At 39.2% G+C, this 19346-nt stretch carries 8 protein-coding genes; 3 read left to right on the top strand and 5 right to left on the bottom strand.

Annotation, left to right across the window (positions count from 1 at the left end):
• Positions 1-112: 112 nt before the first annotated feature.
• The 4 genes from WC222_03995 to WC222_03980 form a co-directional block, all read right to left on the bottom strand.
• Entirely contained in the window at positions 113-10363 is a 10251-nt protein-coding gene (locus WC222_03995) for a hypothetical protein (GenBank protein ID MFA6915534.1), read from the bottom strand.
• A 71-nt stretch (positions 10364-10434) separates the two neighbouring features.
• Entirely contained in the window at positions 10435-11043 is a 609-nt protein-coding gene (locus WC222_03990) for a hypothetical protein (protein ID MFA6915533.1), read from the bottom strand.
• Positions 11044-11267: 224 nt separating this feature from the next.
• Positions 11268-12779, bottom strand: a complete 1512-nt coding sequence (gltX, locus tag WC222_03985) for a glutamate--tRNA ligase (protein MFA6915532.1) — start codon at positions 12777-12779, stop codon at positions 11268-11270.
• A 51-nt stretch (positions 12780-12830) separates the two neighbouring features.
• Positions 12831-14813, bottom strand: coding sequence for a S41 family peptidase (locus WC222_03980; GenBank protein MFA6915531.1), 1983 nt, complete (start codon positions 14811-14813; stop codon positions 12831-12833).
• A 231-nt stretch (positions 14814-15044) separates the two neighbouring features.
• Between WC222_03980 and WC222_03975 the strand changes: the two genes are divergently transcribed.
• The 3 genes from WC222_03975 to recJ all read left to right on the top strand — a co-directional run bounded on the left by WC222_03975 (position 15045) and on the right by recJ (position 18834).
• Positions 15045-15506: a helix-turn-helix domain-containing protein gene (locus tag WC222_03975; GenBank protein MFA6915530.1), complete on the top strand. Its 462-nt coding sequence runs from the start codon at positions 15045-15047 to the stop codon at positions 15504-15506.
• Between the two features lie 5 nt (positions 15507-15511).
• Positions 15512-16756 carry a methyltransferase gene (locus WC222_03970; protein ID MFA6915529.1) on the top strand — a complete coding sequence of 415 codons (1245 nt, stop codon included), beginning with the start codon at positions 15512-15514 and terminating at the stop codon, positions 16754-16756.
• 317 nt (positions 16757-17073) lie between these two features.
• Positions 17074-18834 (top strand): single-stranded-DNA-specific exonuclease RecJ, encoded by a 1761-nt coding sequence (recJ, locus tag WC222_03965; GenBank protein ID MFA6915528.1) that lies wholly within the window; start codon positions 17074-17076, stop codon positions 18832-18834.
• A 97-nt stretch (positions 18835-18931) separates the two neighbouring features.
• Here the strand turns inward: recJ and WC222_03960 are convergent, their stop codons facing one another.
• A complete protein-coding gene (locus tag WC222_03960) occupies positions 18932-19267 on the bottom strand; it encodes a hypothetical protein (protein ID MFA6915527.1) in 336 nt (111 codons plus the stop codon).
• Between the last annotated feature and the right edge of the window lie 79 nt (positions 19268-19346).

The following is a 19346-nucleotide window of genomic DNA, read 5'->3' as shown; positions in this document are numbered from 1 at the left end:
ATCTTAAACTAGACTTAAATTAATTCACAAATTAGAAGAATTTGCGATATCCCAATGAATATATTGGGCATAGAGCGCAAAAACAAAAAATAAAATATTTTTAATACATATTCTAATTTGCTTTACGAAACCCCAATAGTTTATGAATAAAGTCAGTGTTTTCACTCAAGGAACTGCTTAGTAAAGGATTTTCAAATATATAGTTTATTGTTTTCTTTCCCATAGGCAGATTCATGATCGTTTCGCACCAGTGAATCAGTAGCGATTGTCGAATGGAATATTCCTCCGAATGGGTGTCAAAATTATCTCGCTGCTTTTGAATAATCAGTTTTGTAAAGCTCTGTATAAAACAAAAATCTGTAAGTTTAGCAAATAAATTAATGAAAGTGTTTAATCCTCTATAATACTTTAGAAAATCCTTCATAAGGAGATAACTTACATCGAATTTATTAAAAAAATTGATGACAAGTCTTCCTAAAGCCTTCTCACTTTCAACATTCCTTTCCTTGCTATTCTTAAAATGAAGTTGCAAAGCTTCCGAAATGCTAATAACTAGAGGGTAATTTAATGGATCCTTCGGATTTATATATCTATTAGCACTATCCACGACTGTTTCTAGGACTATAATGTTATCTTCCAGATCGCATGCTGCATTGACTAATGGAAGAAGTACGTTATTGACAACTTCAGACTCTACAATCGAATTTACACGTGGCATAAGCACATTAATAAAGCGGCAGGCAATTTCCAATCTGAAGGTATTCTTAACCTGTACTTGATCTTTCATAAGGGCATAAAAATCTTCCGCTTCCATTACATTAGGCAAATTGTCACTACCATTGATGATGGAAGAGATTATTGCTATGTACTCCGCTTGTTTAGGAGCAGCTTCCCATATTCCTCTACTCTCATCCTTGTTCATCACTTCCATCGCTAATGAGAAATGATATGTTAGTTCATGTTGATTCTGAGATAAAGGTGCTAAAATATAGGCTTGAAATGCTTTTCCAACTATTTCAGCCTCTAACGGATAAGTTTTTGCTAGCCTTGAAATAATTTCATGTCCCCAATCTAAGAGCATATTAGTTTGTAAATGTGTCTTCTCAGTTTGGTTTATCAAAATATCTAAGAGCATTAAATTCAAAGCTAAGCTTCTATTGGCATTCCAACAATAACTCTCAATACATTGAGGGAAGGGATCATTCGAAGATGCGACCTTACTACGCGTTTTATGGGCAAAGATATCTATGACTTTCCTAAATAATTTCTCTGCCTCAGCTTTTTTACCCGTAGAGATATAATGCAGTACTAAGGGCTGTATAAAGGCCCGAGCTATTCTTGGGGCATCTTTTCTTCCCTCTATCCCATCAAAAATTTTGCCTAAAGCATTCGTCCAAAGGAGCTCAAAATTAGGGTCCGAGCAAAAAGGAGAGACATGACATTTCAATACGAGCTCAAGGATCAAAATCATTCCATTTTCATACTCTTCCTTTGCTATGAGTCCTTTATCTTTTGCTTTACCCCACACCTTACATACAACTAAAGGAGCCCCCGTTTGCGACAAAGCTTGGAAAATACTTTCTTTCGCTTCATTGAACCTTTTCAACTCATTCATCAATAGAGAGCTTTGGACATATTCCAGAGTAAAATCAAACAATTCCACAGCTTCATAATATAACTTGTCGTATCCAAATCCCGCCAAGCTTACAACATATGTGAAAAACAGCGGGGTTATCTGCGTACTCTTCATCAAAATTGCATTGATTTGCTTTGTTACTTTGAGAAACTCTTTTGTGACAGTATTTCCTTGTTTTACAATATCCAACGCACGCTTAAGCAAAAGTGCATACATCTGTAAAAATATTTTAGGGTCCTGATCTTGGAGATGCCTTTGGACTAATCTAAGTGCTTTAACGATAGTTTCCATATCATTGGCCTGAATAATCTGCCGCAAGTACATCCCGTCATAGCGGCTGAATGCCGGATTATTCAACAAAATGTTCAGTAGACGATTTAAAGTCTCAGCATTGTATGCCTTAAGGTAACTACCATTCTCTAAAACTTCTGCTTTAATCTCTGAGGAGTGCGCAGCTAACTTGTCTAGATTCTCCTCAGTTATTTCTAGCGGCAACTCAAGGTGAATTTTGCTTTTATTAAAAACTGTCAGAAGTGCCGAAAATAATCTAGCTTGCAGTGATAGGTTGTCTGCAAACTTTCTTTCCATACTAATCCTTTGGATAAGCTGTATTACATTCGAATCTATATTCTCTACATTACATTTTTGAATGATCAAGAGGATCTCATTCCATATAGAGGCGTCAAATATTTTATATAGTTCTACAATTTCAAAAATAAGAGTAATATCTTTGAGTGAATCAGGTCGCAAGTACTTCTGAAGTAGTGATTTAACAGGAAATATATCTGCGATCCACTTCATTTCATCCAGTTCTTTCACAAAAGATAATGATTCCTCTAAAGAAGTGAAGTTTTGTACTTTTTTGAAATAGGCTTTAGCTTGCTTTTCTGGATGGGTTTTTTCTATTAAGTCCACTAAAGTACACAGCGTAAACCATTCTTTGTGTTTTAAAGAGAGGTGAAAAATAAAATCTACTTTCTTGTGGATATCAGAAGGAAGATTTTCGAAATTGGTTTCCTGATAAGCCGACAGATATTTATCAAGCCACATAAAAGTGTCTGGAACTAAGCCCTGTTTATAGAATGCTTCGGCCATTTCATAATAGAATTCAATGCCGAAGATAAGGGTTTTGATATCACATAAATCCTGTAAAAATATCTCGTCCAAGATATCTTTAAATTCCTTAAGGCGCGTAGTTTTTTTATCTTTGAAAACTGTTTTTAGATAGGTAAGGAGAGAGCGTTTTATAAGATCTTTCACCTTATCATCTAAACTATCCAAGGTCTCTTTGGTGCAAAAGCCAAGGGTTAACAATAACAGGGAATTGTCACGAATAGTTTGCGAAGTGTTATTCCACAAAAGCACAAAGATTTCTTTGTACACTTGCAACTCATCAGAATCAAGCTCTCTTTCCTTGCGTTTGTTTTTTTGTTCAGTAATCATTCCTAGAGTATCTACTAGAGTGTCCATATACTCTTTGCTTAGGGCTTTTTTTAACGCCCTCTTTTCAATGTCACTCTTTATCGTTCTTAAGAGCATTTTTTCAAGGATATCATTTGCAACATTTCCATTCTCACCATCCCGCATTGCTCTCAATCTTAAGAGGGTTAAGATCTCAAGAGATAGTGAATATCTTTGAAAAATATTTTGGTAAACAGGATGGGTAAGCAAATATACTAATTGCGTACTAAAAAGAATCTCTGTGCTGCCTGCAAATATTGGGGATCGCAAAAGCATTGTGAATACTGTATCGACGCTCTTCTTATCTGCATCCCCAAAATCATCTTTTAAGATATTTATGAAAATTAATGCATACTCGTACTGTTCATTGAGCAACGCACCCTGCACGCACAATCTAATGACACGATTTCTTTCCGAAAGATCATCCATAAGGAAAAGAAATGAAGTTATCCAACTCAAATAGGCTTCTTGTTGAGTTTTGACCTGGTGTTCAACAAAAGCAGTAATAGTCTTGCAAAGTGTTTCCTTGACAAATTCATTACCGAAAATAACGCCTTTATTTTTAATGCAAAAGGCAACTTTTTCATTGCGGATAGGCTCTTTCAACCAGAATTCAAAACCATCCATAAGTTTAATTAGAGTAGAACAGAAGCCCTTCTCTTCTTCCAGGATCAATATCTCCATTGCATTCAAAATTGTCTCATGGACAGCTTCAATATCTTGTTTAAAATATCCCTTGTTGGAGAGTGTTGTCAGATGAACAAGATGGGATTTACGTTCATTTAACGTAAGAGATTGTTTTACAATAGCTAACAGAAGGTCTTTATGCCTTTGTCTAAGTTCATCAGGAATGTCATTGCAATCATTGCTTTGATTAACCTCTAAGACTATTCTCGATATATAATCTAAGCAAAGTAACATTGATTCCTTGCTTTCGCTTCTATCACAATAATCAAAAGCTTCTCGTAATGCCGTTTCAGCTGAATAGACTTTAAGGAAATGTATGATTGCATAGTCTCTTGCCTCATTCGATAGAAAAGGGAAAATATCCAAGGGATGCTGAATAATGGAACCCTGAATATACACACCACAGAGCCAGTTTCTATTAATCCCACCGCATCTTTCAGCAATAGCTGTGACTTCTACACATATTGTCAAAAGCTTCTTAGATAATTCCATATCCTCCCTAAGGAACTGCGAACGACTAATGGGCTTCACACAAAGATGATAGATATTATTTAGAATAAATTGTATCAACTCAGATTGCTTATCATTAAAGCTTGTTGAATTCATCAAACAGAATTTCATAGTATCTAAAGTCATACTCGCAAAATTATGAAATAATTCTCTGTTGCTCGTATCGTTGCTATTAAGAACGAAAAAATCTTTCTTTATTAAACGATGAAAAGCCTGGAATGCGGATATTAATTGTTCATAGCTAATCTGCAGAGAGGTGAAATGACTAGAGTTAACATTTAAAAATTTTCGGAGGCAGATGAAATGAAGTCCAAGGGCTTTAGATTTATTCCCAGAACTCCACCGTTCCCCCAGTACATGCTGGTTATTGTTGATATAATTTAAGACCAGGAGAATCTCATCTACAGAGGAGCCAAACAAATATAAATGCTCCAATAAAGATATCTGTTCATCCGCATTGTCTTTAAGAATATCTTTTACATTGGAATATCTCTTAATAATACCGAACAAAACTCCAAATGGGACAGGATCAGCGTGCGCTGCTTTTATAAAAAGATATTTTATGCCGCTAAGAATTTGTTTATTATCGTATTTCTTAAGGATAAAACTGGAATCTTGCGAGAAAATTTCTAATGCTATCAAGAGCATTGGATCTCTTTTAAGGATATTCAAAAGAGGAAGAATTTTTTCTACATTTACGGGGTTTTCAAAGGATGAAGATAAAACCAAGTGTTCTATTGTATCATATACAAGCTCCAAGGTTCCATTGTCCAACACACACTTGACCTCAGCAAAGCACTTTAACAAGAGCATTAGGACAGAATTAGCCACGGTCCGTTGTTCCCTTGTCAACATTCTGCTTTGCACGGCCTGACTTATTTGGAGAACAAAAGTGGTCACAAGATTTTGGTCAGGAGCTTTCACATCAATTAAATTAATAATACGATTAGAGTAATTCAGAAATACACTTAAGTCTTCTTTCGAAGTAAGAATTCTGCATGTCGTTATCACACTGGAAGTATAATAATCTTTATATTCAGAGCTTTGTGTAAGATGAGCCGCAGAATCTAAGAACTTATCCATCCGTTCCCTATCTACGCACAGGGGGTTTGGGTTGTTTTCATCTAAAACAAAATGAAGAGAAAATAACTTGGACAACAATTTGCCATACTTGTCCTTTGCAATAGCGTCACTTTGATATATCTGAGCAAGGATAGAATATATTTCGTTAAAGTTCTGCTCACTACATGCTAATACATCGATAAGTGCATCAAATTTCTGAGAGTTCTGCTCTATAAAATTCGCACATTGAAGGGGATAGAATTTACTAAATTGTGAAAAGAGATAGAAGGTGAAAAAACCGGCTTCTTTATTCTCAACATGACGAAGCAACCAGTTTAACGTTACATCATACGAAACCATTTGACCGGCATTTACATACAAAATAAATAAGAATAAATAAAACTTGGTATTAAAATGCTCTGGCCAGTGCTCCAATGCATTTAATTGTTCTTCGTACTTCTTACGTACGCTCGCTGGGTCCGATTTAATGCGTTCTTTGTAGTGCTCCAAGATATTTTCAATTAGGAAATCGTCGCGGTGCTTAAAGCTATAGGCAAAGAGGGATGCGGCATATTTTTCAGTGATATTTACATCTAAAGGCAGCTGTTTAAGGTTAAGCCATAGAGACCATATCCTTTTTCCCTGTCCCTCGACATATTCTCCGGTCAAAAGCCTATCCAGCAATAACTGAGAAAGATGAAGACGTAAAGAGGAGTTTGTAGTAGATCTCAGAGACATCTGTTCTAATTGCTGCAGGTTAGCATTGAGAAATAAAGGCAGCAACGGAGATTCTTGTAGGAAAAGAACATTAAGGACTAAAGCATAGATTTCTTCCAGAAGTGGATCACCACCTTTAAATGGATAAGAAACGCTGAACAGAGGGTAACACTCCAAGAGCTCTGCATACAGCTTTTTAGAAGTTCCTATAACCCAAATCTGCTTCCACATCTGAAGAGAGCATTTATGAGGGTTTTTCTTTAACAATTGGTTGATATAGTCAAATTTCTGAAGGTCCAATTTAACTAACAAACCTTTGATAACAGCATCTGTCAGATCTTTGAGATCATCGGAAAACAAACAGATCTTTGCAGCTAAAACAAAATTCTCTTTTGCACAGGAAAAGCGAAATAACGATTTAAAACAGTATTTCCAGTAAGCATGCGTAGAAGAACCTTCCACCGAATCTTTCAGCTTAATCAGTAGTTCTAAAATGCATTCTGTACAGGCGTTACCTTCCATCAATTCGATACACTCGAGTATCTCAAAAGCCATTGATGAAGCTATTTTTTGTCCTTTTTCATTAAATGCATTTGCAAATTGTTCAAAAATCAATAATGCTTCTTTGAACTTTTCTTCCTTCCATAAGCGCCTGAATACCTGTATCAGAAATACATTGTTCTTAGGTGAGTCCACATTAGAAGAAAGGATAGCTCCAACGGATAACGCTAGGGAGTGTAGTTTTTGCATTGCATTACGCTGTGCAGAATGACGCAAGCTCAAAGAACAATACATAACCAATAGGATATCTTGCGTAAATAACGACTTCAGATTTGAATAATTCGGCTTTTCTAGTAATGAGAGTAATGTCAATACAAGGACAGTATTCTTTGAAGGATCTACATGTTCTTTATTATTTCTTACATAATCCATCCATTCTTTGATAACCTTCTCTACAACCTCCGATCCTATATGATCCTGCAATCTATTTACTTCGTGTAGCCAACGACAGACGCAACCTAGCCAGATGGAATCACCTAAAAAAATACGATTGCTGCTTTTAAGCCAATTTGCTGCCTGTTTAAGCTGTGAAGGATCGTTTTTCCATTGGCGGGCAAAACTGCGGATTAACCGCCGCTTCAATGAATGTGGAGAACTCTCCAGGAATTTCATTTCTTTGGAATCAGTAAGCAGCTTATTCAAAGCAAAACCAGCAAGGTCCAAATACTTTTCTTTTAAAGCCGTTTCAAAGAAGTGAATAAGATTTAAACCGGTCAATTCGATGGAATGGAATTTTATCTTGATTTGAGTATGGTTACTCAACGCTCTGTACAATAAGATAACTTGAGGGATATTAACTGGAAGCTTTTGTAATAGGGATAATAGAGCCAATAAGCTGTCAGTATGGTTCTTTAGTTCTGTTTTATGAATTGAAGGCGTAATCTCTAACCATTTGAGGCTGATCTGCAATAATGCCGGAATAGATTTTGAATACTTATCTTCAGTCGCTTCCTTACTTTGTATGATATAAGCACTGCAGCCTATCCAAATCGATCTATGGATTTTGTCGAAGGTTTTAAGATCCGGGTTTACAAAAATACGCGCCAAAAGTTCCACAGCATGCGGGGTAGATATTTCACTGATAAGATGCGTGGTCAAGGAGAGAGCCGCAGCTTCCAGTCTTACTTTGGCTGCTGCGTCTAGGGGCATTGCAGCCAACTTGAAGAGTTTTTTTACTGCCTCATCAGACTTTTTCAGCCTTACAGTTGATTCAAGAGAGACTAATCTGTAATGTATTTTAAAGGCAGGATCTAAAAGCGGAGCTAGTTCTGCATTAGATAGCTCTTTTTTCAACTGTTCCTTAAGATTCTTCCCTGCCTCTACAAAAGCGATGTCCTCAGAACTCAGAAGTTCCATCGCTATAGGTAAAATTATCTCTTTTTCACAGCGCTGCCACAAATCCGCTAAACTTTCTTTTTCACTTTCTAGAATCTCTATAATGGTCATTTTATCTGTTTTCGGGAGACTCACCGCTTTAAGGCAACACTCAAATAAATCATGCTTGTTCATCCCAACGCTATTGTCTCTTACTTTGACCAATAGATCTGCTAACATGTCCTGACGGTCAGAGATACAAAACCTAATCACATGCGAGTTGTGAGGAGCTATTGCATAGAGGACTTCAAATTTTGCTTGGAGGATTTCTCTAGGAGCTTTCTGAAAACATTTATCTATGAATACTTCTGTCAGTGCTTTTGCTTCTTCTTCGTCTTTAATTCTATCTAGATAGTCTAATGCAGCGGCAGCGTCCGCTTCCAGAAGCAAATGAAAGAAACTTTTCGACACTTTCTTTTGCTGCATCTCCATCGCAAGCCTGCATAATTCGGGTTTTCGTGTTGCGGCTAATGCGTGGGGTATGTTCTGTCTTTCACATTCGTGTTCTATCAACCCCCATTGTGTTTCAGGGCTTTGTACACACAGTATTTTTAAAATTATATAATTTCTAATTTTGTCGTCGAGATTCAACATATCGTGCAAAAACAAACTTTTCATTGCTTCCGCATCCCCTAGCTCGCTATAAACAGCCCACATATGCGCTGCTGCAGCTCTTAAAACAGGACTAGGACTTTCAGACCAAGTTTGTAAGGCGACTTTTACATCGGTAAAACTAGAGGGGATTTTTGTTTTAAATTGATACAGACGCGAAGGTCCGAATCCATCAAATAATTCATTATCGCATATCTTCTCTAACAGCCCAAAGACCAGGGTAGAAACTTCGGAAGGAATTTCTCTAGCATTTGCTAAATAATATTTTTCAATGACTTCAACAGCTTTTTCAAAATCCAGGGGCAGGTGAAGATAGACATCCGTCCCTACTTTAAACTGTGCAGACGGCACCCCTTCTTGTTCAGTATAAATAACTTCGTTCTCATCATAATTCAGCCCGTCATAAGGCATAGCTAAATATGCAGCCCCTACAACTGTTAAAAATGCATTAATAAGCTCTGCAGGACATTTGCTATCCAAGCGCAGTTTTAATATCACTTCTAAAAGGCTATTTCCATTTCTTTCATTATTCAGAAAGAGATTTCTCCACACTTCTTGAAATAAAGCAGAGGAAATAACAGGAGGCTTGCCTTCCACATTTAAGGCATTTATTGCACATTCAAGCTTTAGTAAAACGACTGCTAAAGCCTCATCTACACTCTGCTTGTGGTGTGACTGCACTACATTACGTAAGGTGACAGCAATCTGATCGGCTTTTTTTATTTTCCAGACGAGTATAAGTGATGAAATAAGCTCTTCAAGCTTTGCCCTTGAAATAGTCCGCTTATCCGCCACCATGGCTGAACAATAGACGATAGGAGCTGTATAGTTTTTCCCTTTGGGGTCCAGGTCAAAATAACCATATGCCTTATGCACCAACGCTTTGGCCGGATGTGCATTATTTCCGCAAACAACCTTTATTTTTAGATTATCTCCACTAGGAGTTAAGGAATCGGGGTCTATTTCCAGCCATAGATTAGAACTATCTGCCAGAAAAGGTGTTTTTGGAGTTCCAATCCCTTGGTCTACTTTCGGTTGACGCACTAAAAAGTATTCCCCTAAGGTAGGAACAACAGTATATCTTAAGATTTCAGTTAGAAGGTTCTCTAAAACACCCCATTCCTCTTCATAATAGAGGCTTCTTTGTTGCTGCGAACTGCTTGCTAATAGAAAATCGACCAGCATTTTAATGTTTTCATCCCAACTGGTGACAGCGGGTATCGCTCTAACGTCTAAGTCGTTGGATTTCTTTCCTAGATTTTCTTTCGCAAAATCCGTATTCAGTGCCTCGACTTGTGCATGATTGAAAATACGTGTACGGTTTTCCTCGTCTAACACTTCAATTGCAGTGCTACCTACTATGCAAAATTTAGGTAGGGGTGGCTTTTTTTCCGCAGGGATATCTTTCGATCGATATTTTGCTCCTTCTCGTATAGCAATCCAACGCTCTATGAGTGTTTTCGTCCCAAACTTAGTATTTACTAAGTAGTCTTTAACATTTTTACAAAGGATTTCCATGTCTAAGATGGAATTATCAAAGGGAGGGGGAGTATTTGTAAAATTTGCGGTATTGTCTATGAGTCTTGTATTCAGAGCGTAAGCCCTGCCTCTATCGCCAGAGCTTTCTCGAGGTAAAATCAGGGGGGGAGCACCCGTAGGTATATTTCTTATGGGATCATATATATCTAATGAACAAAAATTAGAAGAATTAACAGATAAATTATTATTATAAATTGAAGTCATAACGGAAAAATTACTATTTTAAATAATTAATCCGTTATATTAACTCTAATTTATATTACAGTCAATATTAACTATTTATTACGCTCTTGTAATTTTTTTAATTCATCAGATACACTTTTTGATTCAGCATTTTCAGCACGTCTTTCTATAGCATCTATTACTTTTCCGGGGGCTTTGTAAATAAATTGCACTACGCTGAATATTGCTTTAGATCCAGCAACTGAAATATCTTTCAATTTTTGAGTTTCTTCAAACTCTTCCATTTTAGAACTTAACTTTTCTTTTACCTCACCTATTTTTACTTTGGCTTTTTCCTTCAAACCTTCATTCTGCATTTCAATTTGTTCTTCTTGGCTTCCACTCTCTTCAAGATCACTCTCAAAATCATCCTCCAACATATCTCCGTCATCATCCGATGTTCTAGAATTTGAACTCAAATCTTTCCCTGTAATGTGTTTGCCGATTTCCAAATTTGAATACGCTTTGGTTTCCTTCCGCTCTGCTTGAAAATCGCTATATTTTTGGGAAGCGGATTTGACAGCTCCTTGCAAGCCACTTTTATCGTAAATCCATTTACATGCATTGGAGCCCAATTTACCTATTGTTGTCGCACCGGCTGCGATTCCCTTTCCTGCAACTGTTGCACCAATAGCGGCTGTATCTACAGCTTTATCCCACACTGCTCCGGCACCCCCACCGGATTGGGCTGGACTAGCGTTCATAATTACCTCCGTGTAATTTAACTCATGAATCCTTACTTTAATATTAAAACAAAGATTATAATATTAAAAAGTAAAAACTTAAACAATAAATTAAATTATATAAAGGATGATAAAAATAAGAATATTATTAGATACATAGAACCACGAACTAAGAAGGAATACTTAGTCCGTGGTTTAGAATTTTACTTGCTAGGTTCTAAGAGAGGGCTGCAGTTTTTGCTCTGCCACGCTTTTTGAAGAAGGGATAACTTTTTGTTAGATATTCCCCCTAGGAATTCCATCGCTTTGAGAAAACGTACTCGTGTACGGTCTTTCCCCAGCAAGGCCGCGGAATCAAAAAGTGGTGGCCCCTGGGATTTGCCCATTAGACTACCAAAAAGAATAGGCATCACGACTTTCTTATGATTGATTCCGAAAGCTTCCGCTATTTGGCGAGAAGCTTGATTTACACCGTCAGCTCCCCAGTTTTCCTGTTCATCTAGGCTCCAGATTATACACTGTATAATCATGCTTGCAGCTTCAGGAGTAATAGACTTAGGTGTTAACAGCTCTTGTGTATACTTCAGATGGTTAACAAAAAAGAAATCGCATAGCTCCATGAAATCGGCAAATGTCTTAATGCGCGTATGCACTAAGGGCATCAGTTTTTGCATGTATTCGTCGCTATAATTCCACTGACGCAGTCTATGCCAAAGTTGTTCTTCAGAAATGTTATTAATGAGGTAATGCTGGTTAAGCCATTCCAGCTTTTGGATATCGAATACTGCTCCGGAAACACCGATGCGGCTCACATCAAAAGCTTCTATGACCTCTTCTAAAGAATAGATCTCTTTATCATTAGGCATACTATAGCCCATCAAAGTCAAAAAGTTGATGAAGGCTTCGCGCAAATACCCGCTATCGCGATAGTAGAAAATGGAAGTGGGGTTGCGGCGCTTAGATAGTTTTTTGCCGTCTGTCCCTAAAAGTAGGGGCATATGCATAAATTGTGGGGGCTGCCATCCAAAGGCTTCATATAAGAAAACGTGTTTAGGAGTTGAGCTCATCCATTCATCCCCACGAATGACATGGGTGATTTTCATCAGGTAATCATCGACCACGTTAGCTAAATGGTAAGTAGGGAACCCATCGGATTTAAGCAGAACTTGGTCATCCACATCAGCCCAAGGCACTGTGACACGTCCCTTGATGGCATCCACATATTCGCATTCCCCTTTTAAAGGAACTTTAAGACGGATAACATAAGGGCGGCCTTCGGATTCGCGCTGGCTGATTTCCTCTACGCTCAAGTTGCGGCAGCGGCGGTCATAGCCGGGACGGTTTCCTAATTTGGATTGTAGCTCGCGCATTTCTTCCAGATCTTCTGCAGTACAAAAGCATTTATAAGCCATGCCTTTATCAAGCAACTTCTGTACGTATTCGCGATAGATCTCCGTGCGTTCTGACTGTCTATAAGGGCCGTAAGGTCCTCCTACATCCGGACCTTCATCCCATTGAAACCCACACCATTGCAAGGCTTTATAGATATTTTCTTCATATTCAGGACGGCTGCGTGTGCGGTCCGTATCCTCGATGCGCAGAACAAAAGTGCCTTTATTATGGCGGGCAAAGATGAGATTAAACAAGGCCATATAGGCTGTGCCTACATGAGGATCTCCTGTGGGAGAAGGGGCAATACGTACACGCACGCTCATTTCATTCATTCCTTAAATAAGATGTGTGCATCATTTTGCCCCATCCTGCAATTATTTTCCAGGACAAGTCAAACCTTTCAATACGATAAGGTCACGGAGGATGTTATAGGCCTCATCCAACTGATAATCGCTTTGGAAGACTTGTTTTACTTCTTCCTCATCGACTTCTTCTTCCGACTTCCCTTTCTTTTTCAGTTCCTTCAGGAATTCTTGGTACGATTTATTATGATCGATACGGTATTTGCTATTAGCTTTAAGCTTTGCCATAAGCTTGTCATCTTTAGGAATGCGCTGCTGCAGATTGTATTTATAGAATAAACTAATGCGCGCTCTCTGAGTAAAGGGTATATCGGAAAGATTATCATCATAGTTTTCTTTGATCTCGTCATTTTCAAGGGGGTGCTTAGTGAATTTCTCACCCATCTCCACTTCAGAAAGAATTCCTGGGACCACAATTTCCGACTGCACTCCCAATAGCTGCGGGGTTTTACCGGAGACGGTATAATATCTTCCCCGAGTGACTTTATATTCACCTTGAGGATTAACGCCGCCAGTAGTTGAAGGATTTAATGTAAATGTCTGAAAAGACCCTTTGCCATAGGTATATTCATCACCAATAACGATAGCCCTGCCATAATCTTGCAAAGTTTGGGCAACGATCTCGCTAGCGGAGGCGCTGCCTTTATTGACCAACACGACCAAGGGCCCATCCCAGATAGTCGTTCCATCGATATCCCTTAAGTGCTGTATTTGGCCATTTTCATCTTTTATGGAGACGATGACCCCTTTAGTGATAAATAGTCCTGCGACATTCACAGCTTGTGTAAGCATACCGCCCGAATTACTTCTAAGATCTAAAATAACCCCTTGTAGGGAATGCTCTTTCTTCATTTCCTCAAAAGCTTTTGTTAAGTCTTGAGCCGAAGAACTTTCCGGATCCTGGTAAAAAGAATGGAGGCGTAAGTAGGCAATTCCCCCTTCACCAAAGGGTTCGAAATTGGAGTCATAGCGGGTCTCTTTCAAGACAACCTCGCCGCGGACGATAACAATGTCCACCTTATACTCTTTTTTCTTCCCGTCCTTTTTATCTCCTTCAATCTCTTCGCGTATTACTGTCAGTGTGACAGGAGTCCCTTTTTCGCCACGGATCATATCTACTGCATCTACGATATCCATCCCTACAACCGGTTCGCCATTCACAGCAATGATACGGTCTTTAGCCTTCAATTCCTTTCCTTCAGCTGCAGGACCGCCATCAATGACTTTAACGACTGTAAAGCCATTCAAGTCATCCCTAAGCTGGGCGCCAATGCCGAACAAACGCTGCTGCACATTGATCATGAATTGCCGTGCTTCATCGGGTGTAAAATAAGCTGTGTGAGTATCTAAAGCGCTAGCAACGGCTTTTAACAAGTGAGTGAGCACAAGTCTTTTTTGGAAGTCAGGATCAGGATTAAGAAAATCTTCTTCGACTTTGGCTTGCCGTTTTGCGACTAGATGGGACATCTGTTCTTTATTAACAGCAGAAAGCTTAGAAAATGTTTCCAACTGAAGAGCTCTAAGTCGTGTAATGCGAACTTTTAATTCTTCAATATTTTTCGCCCAAGGCATGTCTTTAAATTCTTCTACCCGCACATCTTTGGGCAGTTCCGCATTGACGATTCCCTTATCAATAATACGACGCCTTAAAATTGCCTCGACCATGGCCTTATCTATTTTGGCAAATTCGACAAACGAGTTCTGTTTATAATCTTGAATGATCTTTTGTATTAATGCATCCGATGGATCAAGCCACGCAGAAATGTCGCTTTCGATGAAATAAGTTTTGAAGGGATCTATCTGATCTAGATAGAGTCCAAGCGTGCGTTTTATGACCTCTGCATTAAACTCTTTTTGGCTTGCGTGCATTTCCATAATCTCACGCAATTTACTCGCAGCCGATTGATCATCAATGCTCGGCAATTTAGCTTGGGTGTTTACGCTTATTCCAAATAGGAATATTACAAAGGCTATTTTAAAAAAAATTTTCGGCATGCTAGCTCCAATTCTCGCTACATGCAACATTTTTAACAGATTCTGAAAATTTTGGATGCAATTATTCTTTTAAAGCTTCATAATTTTGAAATTGAAGACCGTCAAGACAACAAAATTTAAAGTTTGTATTAATTTTATCTTGCTTTTTCAATAAGTTAAATGATAAAATATTGACTTATTTATATTAATAACAATACATAAAAACAAAATTCATAATTACAAGGAGGTATTATGCCTAATAAAAGTAATACGCTTGCTAAAGTTAAAGCAAAACGTAAAGCCGACGTTAATAACGATTCTAAAATAGTTTCCATTACAGAAGCTGCTCGTATTAACAAAGTATCACGTCAAGCAATCTATATTGCAATTAAATTGAACAAACTGAAGGCCCACAAAGAGTCTACACGCTGGACAATTAATCTTGATGATCTAGAAACTTACCGTCGTCAAAAATATTCCCGTACGAAATCCATGTTCGACGGCGAACTACTTTTTAATAACAACGAAGGTTATTTCTCCGTGAATCAAGTGGCGCGCATGCTTAAAGTGCCGGCCCAAAAAATCTATTACGCTACTCGTATCGGCTACCTTAAAGCCATCCGTAAAGGTGCAGCTTGGGTTATCCATGAAGAAGACGTAAAAGAATATCGTAAGAACTTTATTTCTAAAAAGAACAAACGTAAAGCAGGTTAATCCGCATGTCGGAGCAACCTATCACCGAAAAGGTGGCTGCATGGGCCTTCGGCGGCGCAGGAATACTGCGTCACGAAGGTCTTGCCGTTTTTGTTCCCTATAGCTGCGTCGGTGACATCATCGAATGCAGCCTCACTAAAAAGAAAAAAAACTTTGCCGAAGGCACTCTCCTCAAAATCATCTCTCCCTCGCCCCAACGCATCCAACCCCTTTGCCCCGTCTACACCCGCTGCGGCGGCTGTCAATTGCAGCATGTATCCTATCCGGAACAATTAGCTTATAAACAACAAACTGTCATTGACGCCCTCACACGCATAGGAAAATTCTCCCAACCCCTTGTCTACCCTACCGTGCCCGCTCCCGTCCGGTGGCAATACCGCAGACACATCACATTACATTTGTCCCAAGGTAAACTTGGTTATTTAGAAAATGATAATACGGCTTTAATAGAACCGTCCGCATGCCTGCTTTTTTCCGAAGATGAAACCCTCTTCCCCTACTTAAGAAAACTTTTCAATAAAAGTCCCGATGGAAGAGTGACACTCATAAAATCTACAGACAAACTGTTGATGGACGCTCACTTTGCTTCAGAATTTTCTTCTGAGCTTGTAGAGGAAATTTCCCATTCCCCATTTTTTTCAGGGGGAAGACTCCGCTCGGCAACCCAAGAAAATACATTTGGTTCTATCGAAGGAAGCCTTACCTATGAAGACCTCACATTTTCTTTTCACCTGGGTGCTTTCCTACAAAATCATCCTGAACAGAGCGCCGCAATCTATCGGGCACTTTGCAATGAAGTAAGTCCTCTTAAACCTACAAAAATAATAGATCTCTATTCCGGAATTGGCATCACTTCCTGCCTCTTTTCCCAATTAGGCGCATCAGTGGAATGTATCGAATATAGCCCTGCAGCCGTAAAAGCAGCTAAGGCTAATCTAAAGAAGTATGCTCAAGCTTCATGGAATGTCATTGAAGGACCTGTAGAACGCCTCCTAAGAAATCTAAAAGGGCCCTTCGATCTAGCCTTTGTCAATCCCCCACGCACGGGAATGCACCCGTCCGCTATCCAACAACTGCTGAAACATCAGCCTGAACATTTATTTTACCTGTCTTGCATGCCATCTACCTTGGCACGTGATTTACAACTTCTAAGCAGCCGCTATCGGCTAATCCATTGTACTCCCTTTGATCTTTTTCCCCAGACGGCACATGTCGAAACCCTGGCAAGATTACAACTCATTTCCAAATAACGCAATCAGTACTTGACAAGCTCTGGCTAAGAGATACAATAGCAAGTAAGAAATATTAACAGATCAGTCACTCAGCTAACACTTACAATAAACAAGTGAGAAATTGGAATAAGTTGTAACAGATATAGGAAACATGTCTAGACACACCATAGGTGTGTTTACAGCTCATTGGGAATTAAACCTCAGCATAGTGCTGTGCTTACGCATGGCCTAACTCAGGATATTCCATATTAGCGTTCCCTTTGGCGTCGCCCTAGGACGCAACCCACTTGTTTTTTAAAAATGCGCTTATGACCGATCGCAATTGGAGCTCTGCGATGCTGCCCTGGCATAATAATAACCCCGAAGAGCCGTTGTGGGTTTATCCTCCTAAGAATGCTGAATGGCAAAATCAGATTGTCCAGGAATTCAAAATCCATCCTATTACAGCGCAAATTCTTGTCTCTAGGAAATTTTCAAGTCTAGATCAAATACACGACTATCTCTATGCCAAGCTACCCGATCTGCATGATCCGTTTCTTATGGCAAATATGGATAAAGCTGTTCAGCGCATTTGCGAAGCAGTTCAAAAAAAAGAAGGGATACTCATCTACGGCGACAATGATGTCGATGGAATGACCGGTACAGCCCTTTTAGTCGATTTCTTACAATATATAGGGGCAAAAGTCCTCTTTTATGTTTCTAGCCCCGGAAGCTCCCGCCAAAACCTCATCATAGAATCCGCTGAATATGCAGTCCGAAATGAGTGCAAGCTAGTCATTACAGTGGATTGTGGAATTACTGCTGCTGTCGAGATCGATAGATTAAAAGAACATAATATCGAAGTTATTATCACAGACCACCACGAACCGACAGAAACTATACCCAATTGCATTGCAATCCTCAATCCGAAACTCAAAGGCAACACCTATCCAAATAGGGACCTTACAGGGGTTGGAGTTGCCTTTAAACTTGCACACGGCCTAACCAAACAACTAGTGGCTGATGGACTAGTCTCAGACAAGAAAATCGACCTTAAACGCTATCTTGATCTGGTAGCCCTAGGCACAATCTCCGATATGGGAGCGTTGTTGGGTGAGAACCGCATCCTCGTACGCTATGGACTGAAACAACTACGTAAAACCAAACGTATAGGGCTGCTTAAACTCATCATCGTGTCTGATCCCGAGTTGGAGATGGGAGAAGTATCTGCCTATACCGTCGCATCAAAAATAGCTCCTCGTCTTAACAGCTTAGGACGCATTGATGACCCACGCAAAGGTGTAGAGCTACTGCTTATCCGCAATACGCAATTAGCAGAGAAAATGGCTATTGAGCTCGACCTCAATAATATTGAAAGACAGCGTATTGAAAGGACCATGTCCAGCGAAATCGAGACGCGTATCTCTGCTGAACCCCATCTCCTGCAGCATAAAGCCATTGTCATGTCCTCCGAAAGCTGGCATCCGGGCATTATTGCAATACTTTCCACTCGTATATCCAAATACTACAATCGCCCGACGATCATGATATCCATGGAAGGCGGCATTGGAAAAGGCTCCATTCGCTCCATCCCTGAATTTCCGGTATTAAGCGTCCTAAAAGAGTGCTCCGACTTACTCCTAAACTATGGCGGACATGACCTTGCCGCTGGACTCACCATCAAAGTCGAGAACATTCCCTCCTTTACAGAGAGATTTACAGGCGCTGCCGAAGCACGTTTACAGAATCAAGACGTCATGAATAAACTGTATTTGGATGCAGAAGTCCATTTAAGAGATCTGACCTTCGACCTGATGGAATCCATCAGCCTTCTCGCACCCTATGGCAGTGAAAATCCACAACCTTTGCTTTATTGCAAAGCAAAGCAAGCATGGCCGCCCAAAATTGTGGGAAAAAATCACCTCAAAATGTATCTGGAAGAAATCGAAGATCCCGGTCTAGTCATAGAAGGCATAGCTTTTGGCCGCTCACATGCAAATGAAAGCCTGCGTCGCAAAAATATCGTTTTAGAAGTCGCCTTTTCTCCCCAGATAAATAACTATCTAGGGCCTAGCATACAACTGCTTGTACGCGATTTCAAAATCCATCCTCTTTAAGACTATTCTTATCCAAGGCAAAAAAGGACGAAATTAGAGTAAAGTTTACTTTTTACTAGAATTTTCGTCCTTAATCCATCTATCCAATCAAGATAACTTAGCTTCCACCACCTGAAGCAGGCGTAACTCTTTTGCTAAGACTGTAAAATGCAGCGCCCAAACCGGCTAAAGTTAAAAATGTACCTAAAACAATCGGACTAGAAGTGACGACTGTTCCTGCTAATTTTACGCTAAAAAGCAGCGCTAGGCCCAGTCCGCTGACAACTCCTGCGCCAAAAAGCTGCGCATTTTCTGTTGTAGCATAACTCTTTACCTTCAGCGAAAGAGTCTCAAAGTTTTTTGAAGTATTATTTATTATAGCTTGCACACAAGCAGGTAGTTGATATCCAGCATTTGAAGTAGGTGTTGGTTCTATGCGGGGTGGTGTTGCCATACGGCCTCCTTTTGTAAATTATTGCAATAAAAGAATATCAATGGTTTTGTTAAAGATCAATTTTATAAGCTATATAAAT

The organism is Parachlamydiales bacterium (genome assembly GCA_041671045.1).
Lineage (GTDB): Bacteria > Chlamydiota > Chlamydiia > Chlamydiales > JABDDJ01 > JABDDJ01.
Note: the sequence above shows the minus strand (reverse complement) of the source record. Positions and strands in the feature narration are given on the sequence as shown.

Coding starts and splice junctions, on each gene's coding strand:
- WC222_03960 (MFA6915527.1), bottom strand. CDS start 19,267: ATGGCAACACCACCCCGCATAGAACCAACACCTACTTCAAATGCTGGA.
- WC222_03970 (MFA6915529.1), top strand. CDS start 15,512: ATGTCGGAGCAACCTATCACCGAAAAGGTGGCTGCATGGGCCTTCGGC.
- WC222_03975 (MFA6915530.1), top strand. CDS start 15,045: ATGCCTAATAAAAGTAATACGCTTGCTAAAGTTAAAGCAAAACGTAAA.
- recJ (MFA6915528.1), top strand. CDS start 17,074: ATGCTGCCCTGGCATAATAATAACCCCGAAGAGCCGTTGTGGGTTTAT.
- WC222_03980 (MFA6915531.1), bottom strand. CDS start 14,813: ATGCCGAAAATTTTTTTTAAAATAGCCTTTGTAATATTCCTATTTGGA.
- gltX (MFA6915532.1), bottom strand. CDS start 12,779: ATGAGCGTGCGTGTACGTATTGCCCCTTCTCCCACAGGAGATCCTCAT.
- WC222_03995 (MFA6915534.1), bottom strand. CDS start 10,363: ATGACTTCAATTTATAATAATAATTTATCTGTTAATTCTTCTAATTTT.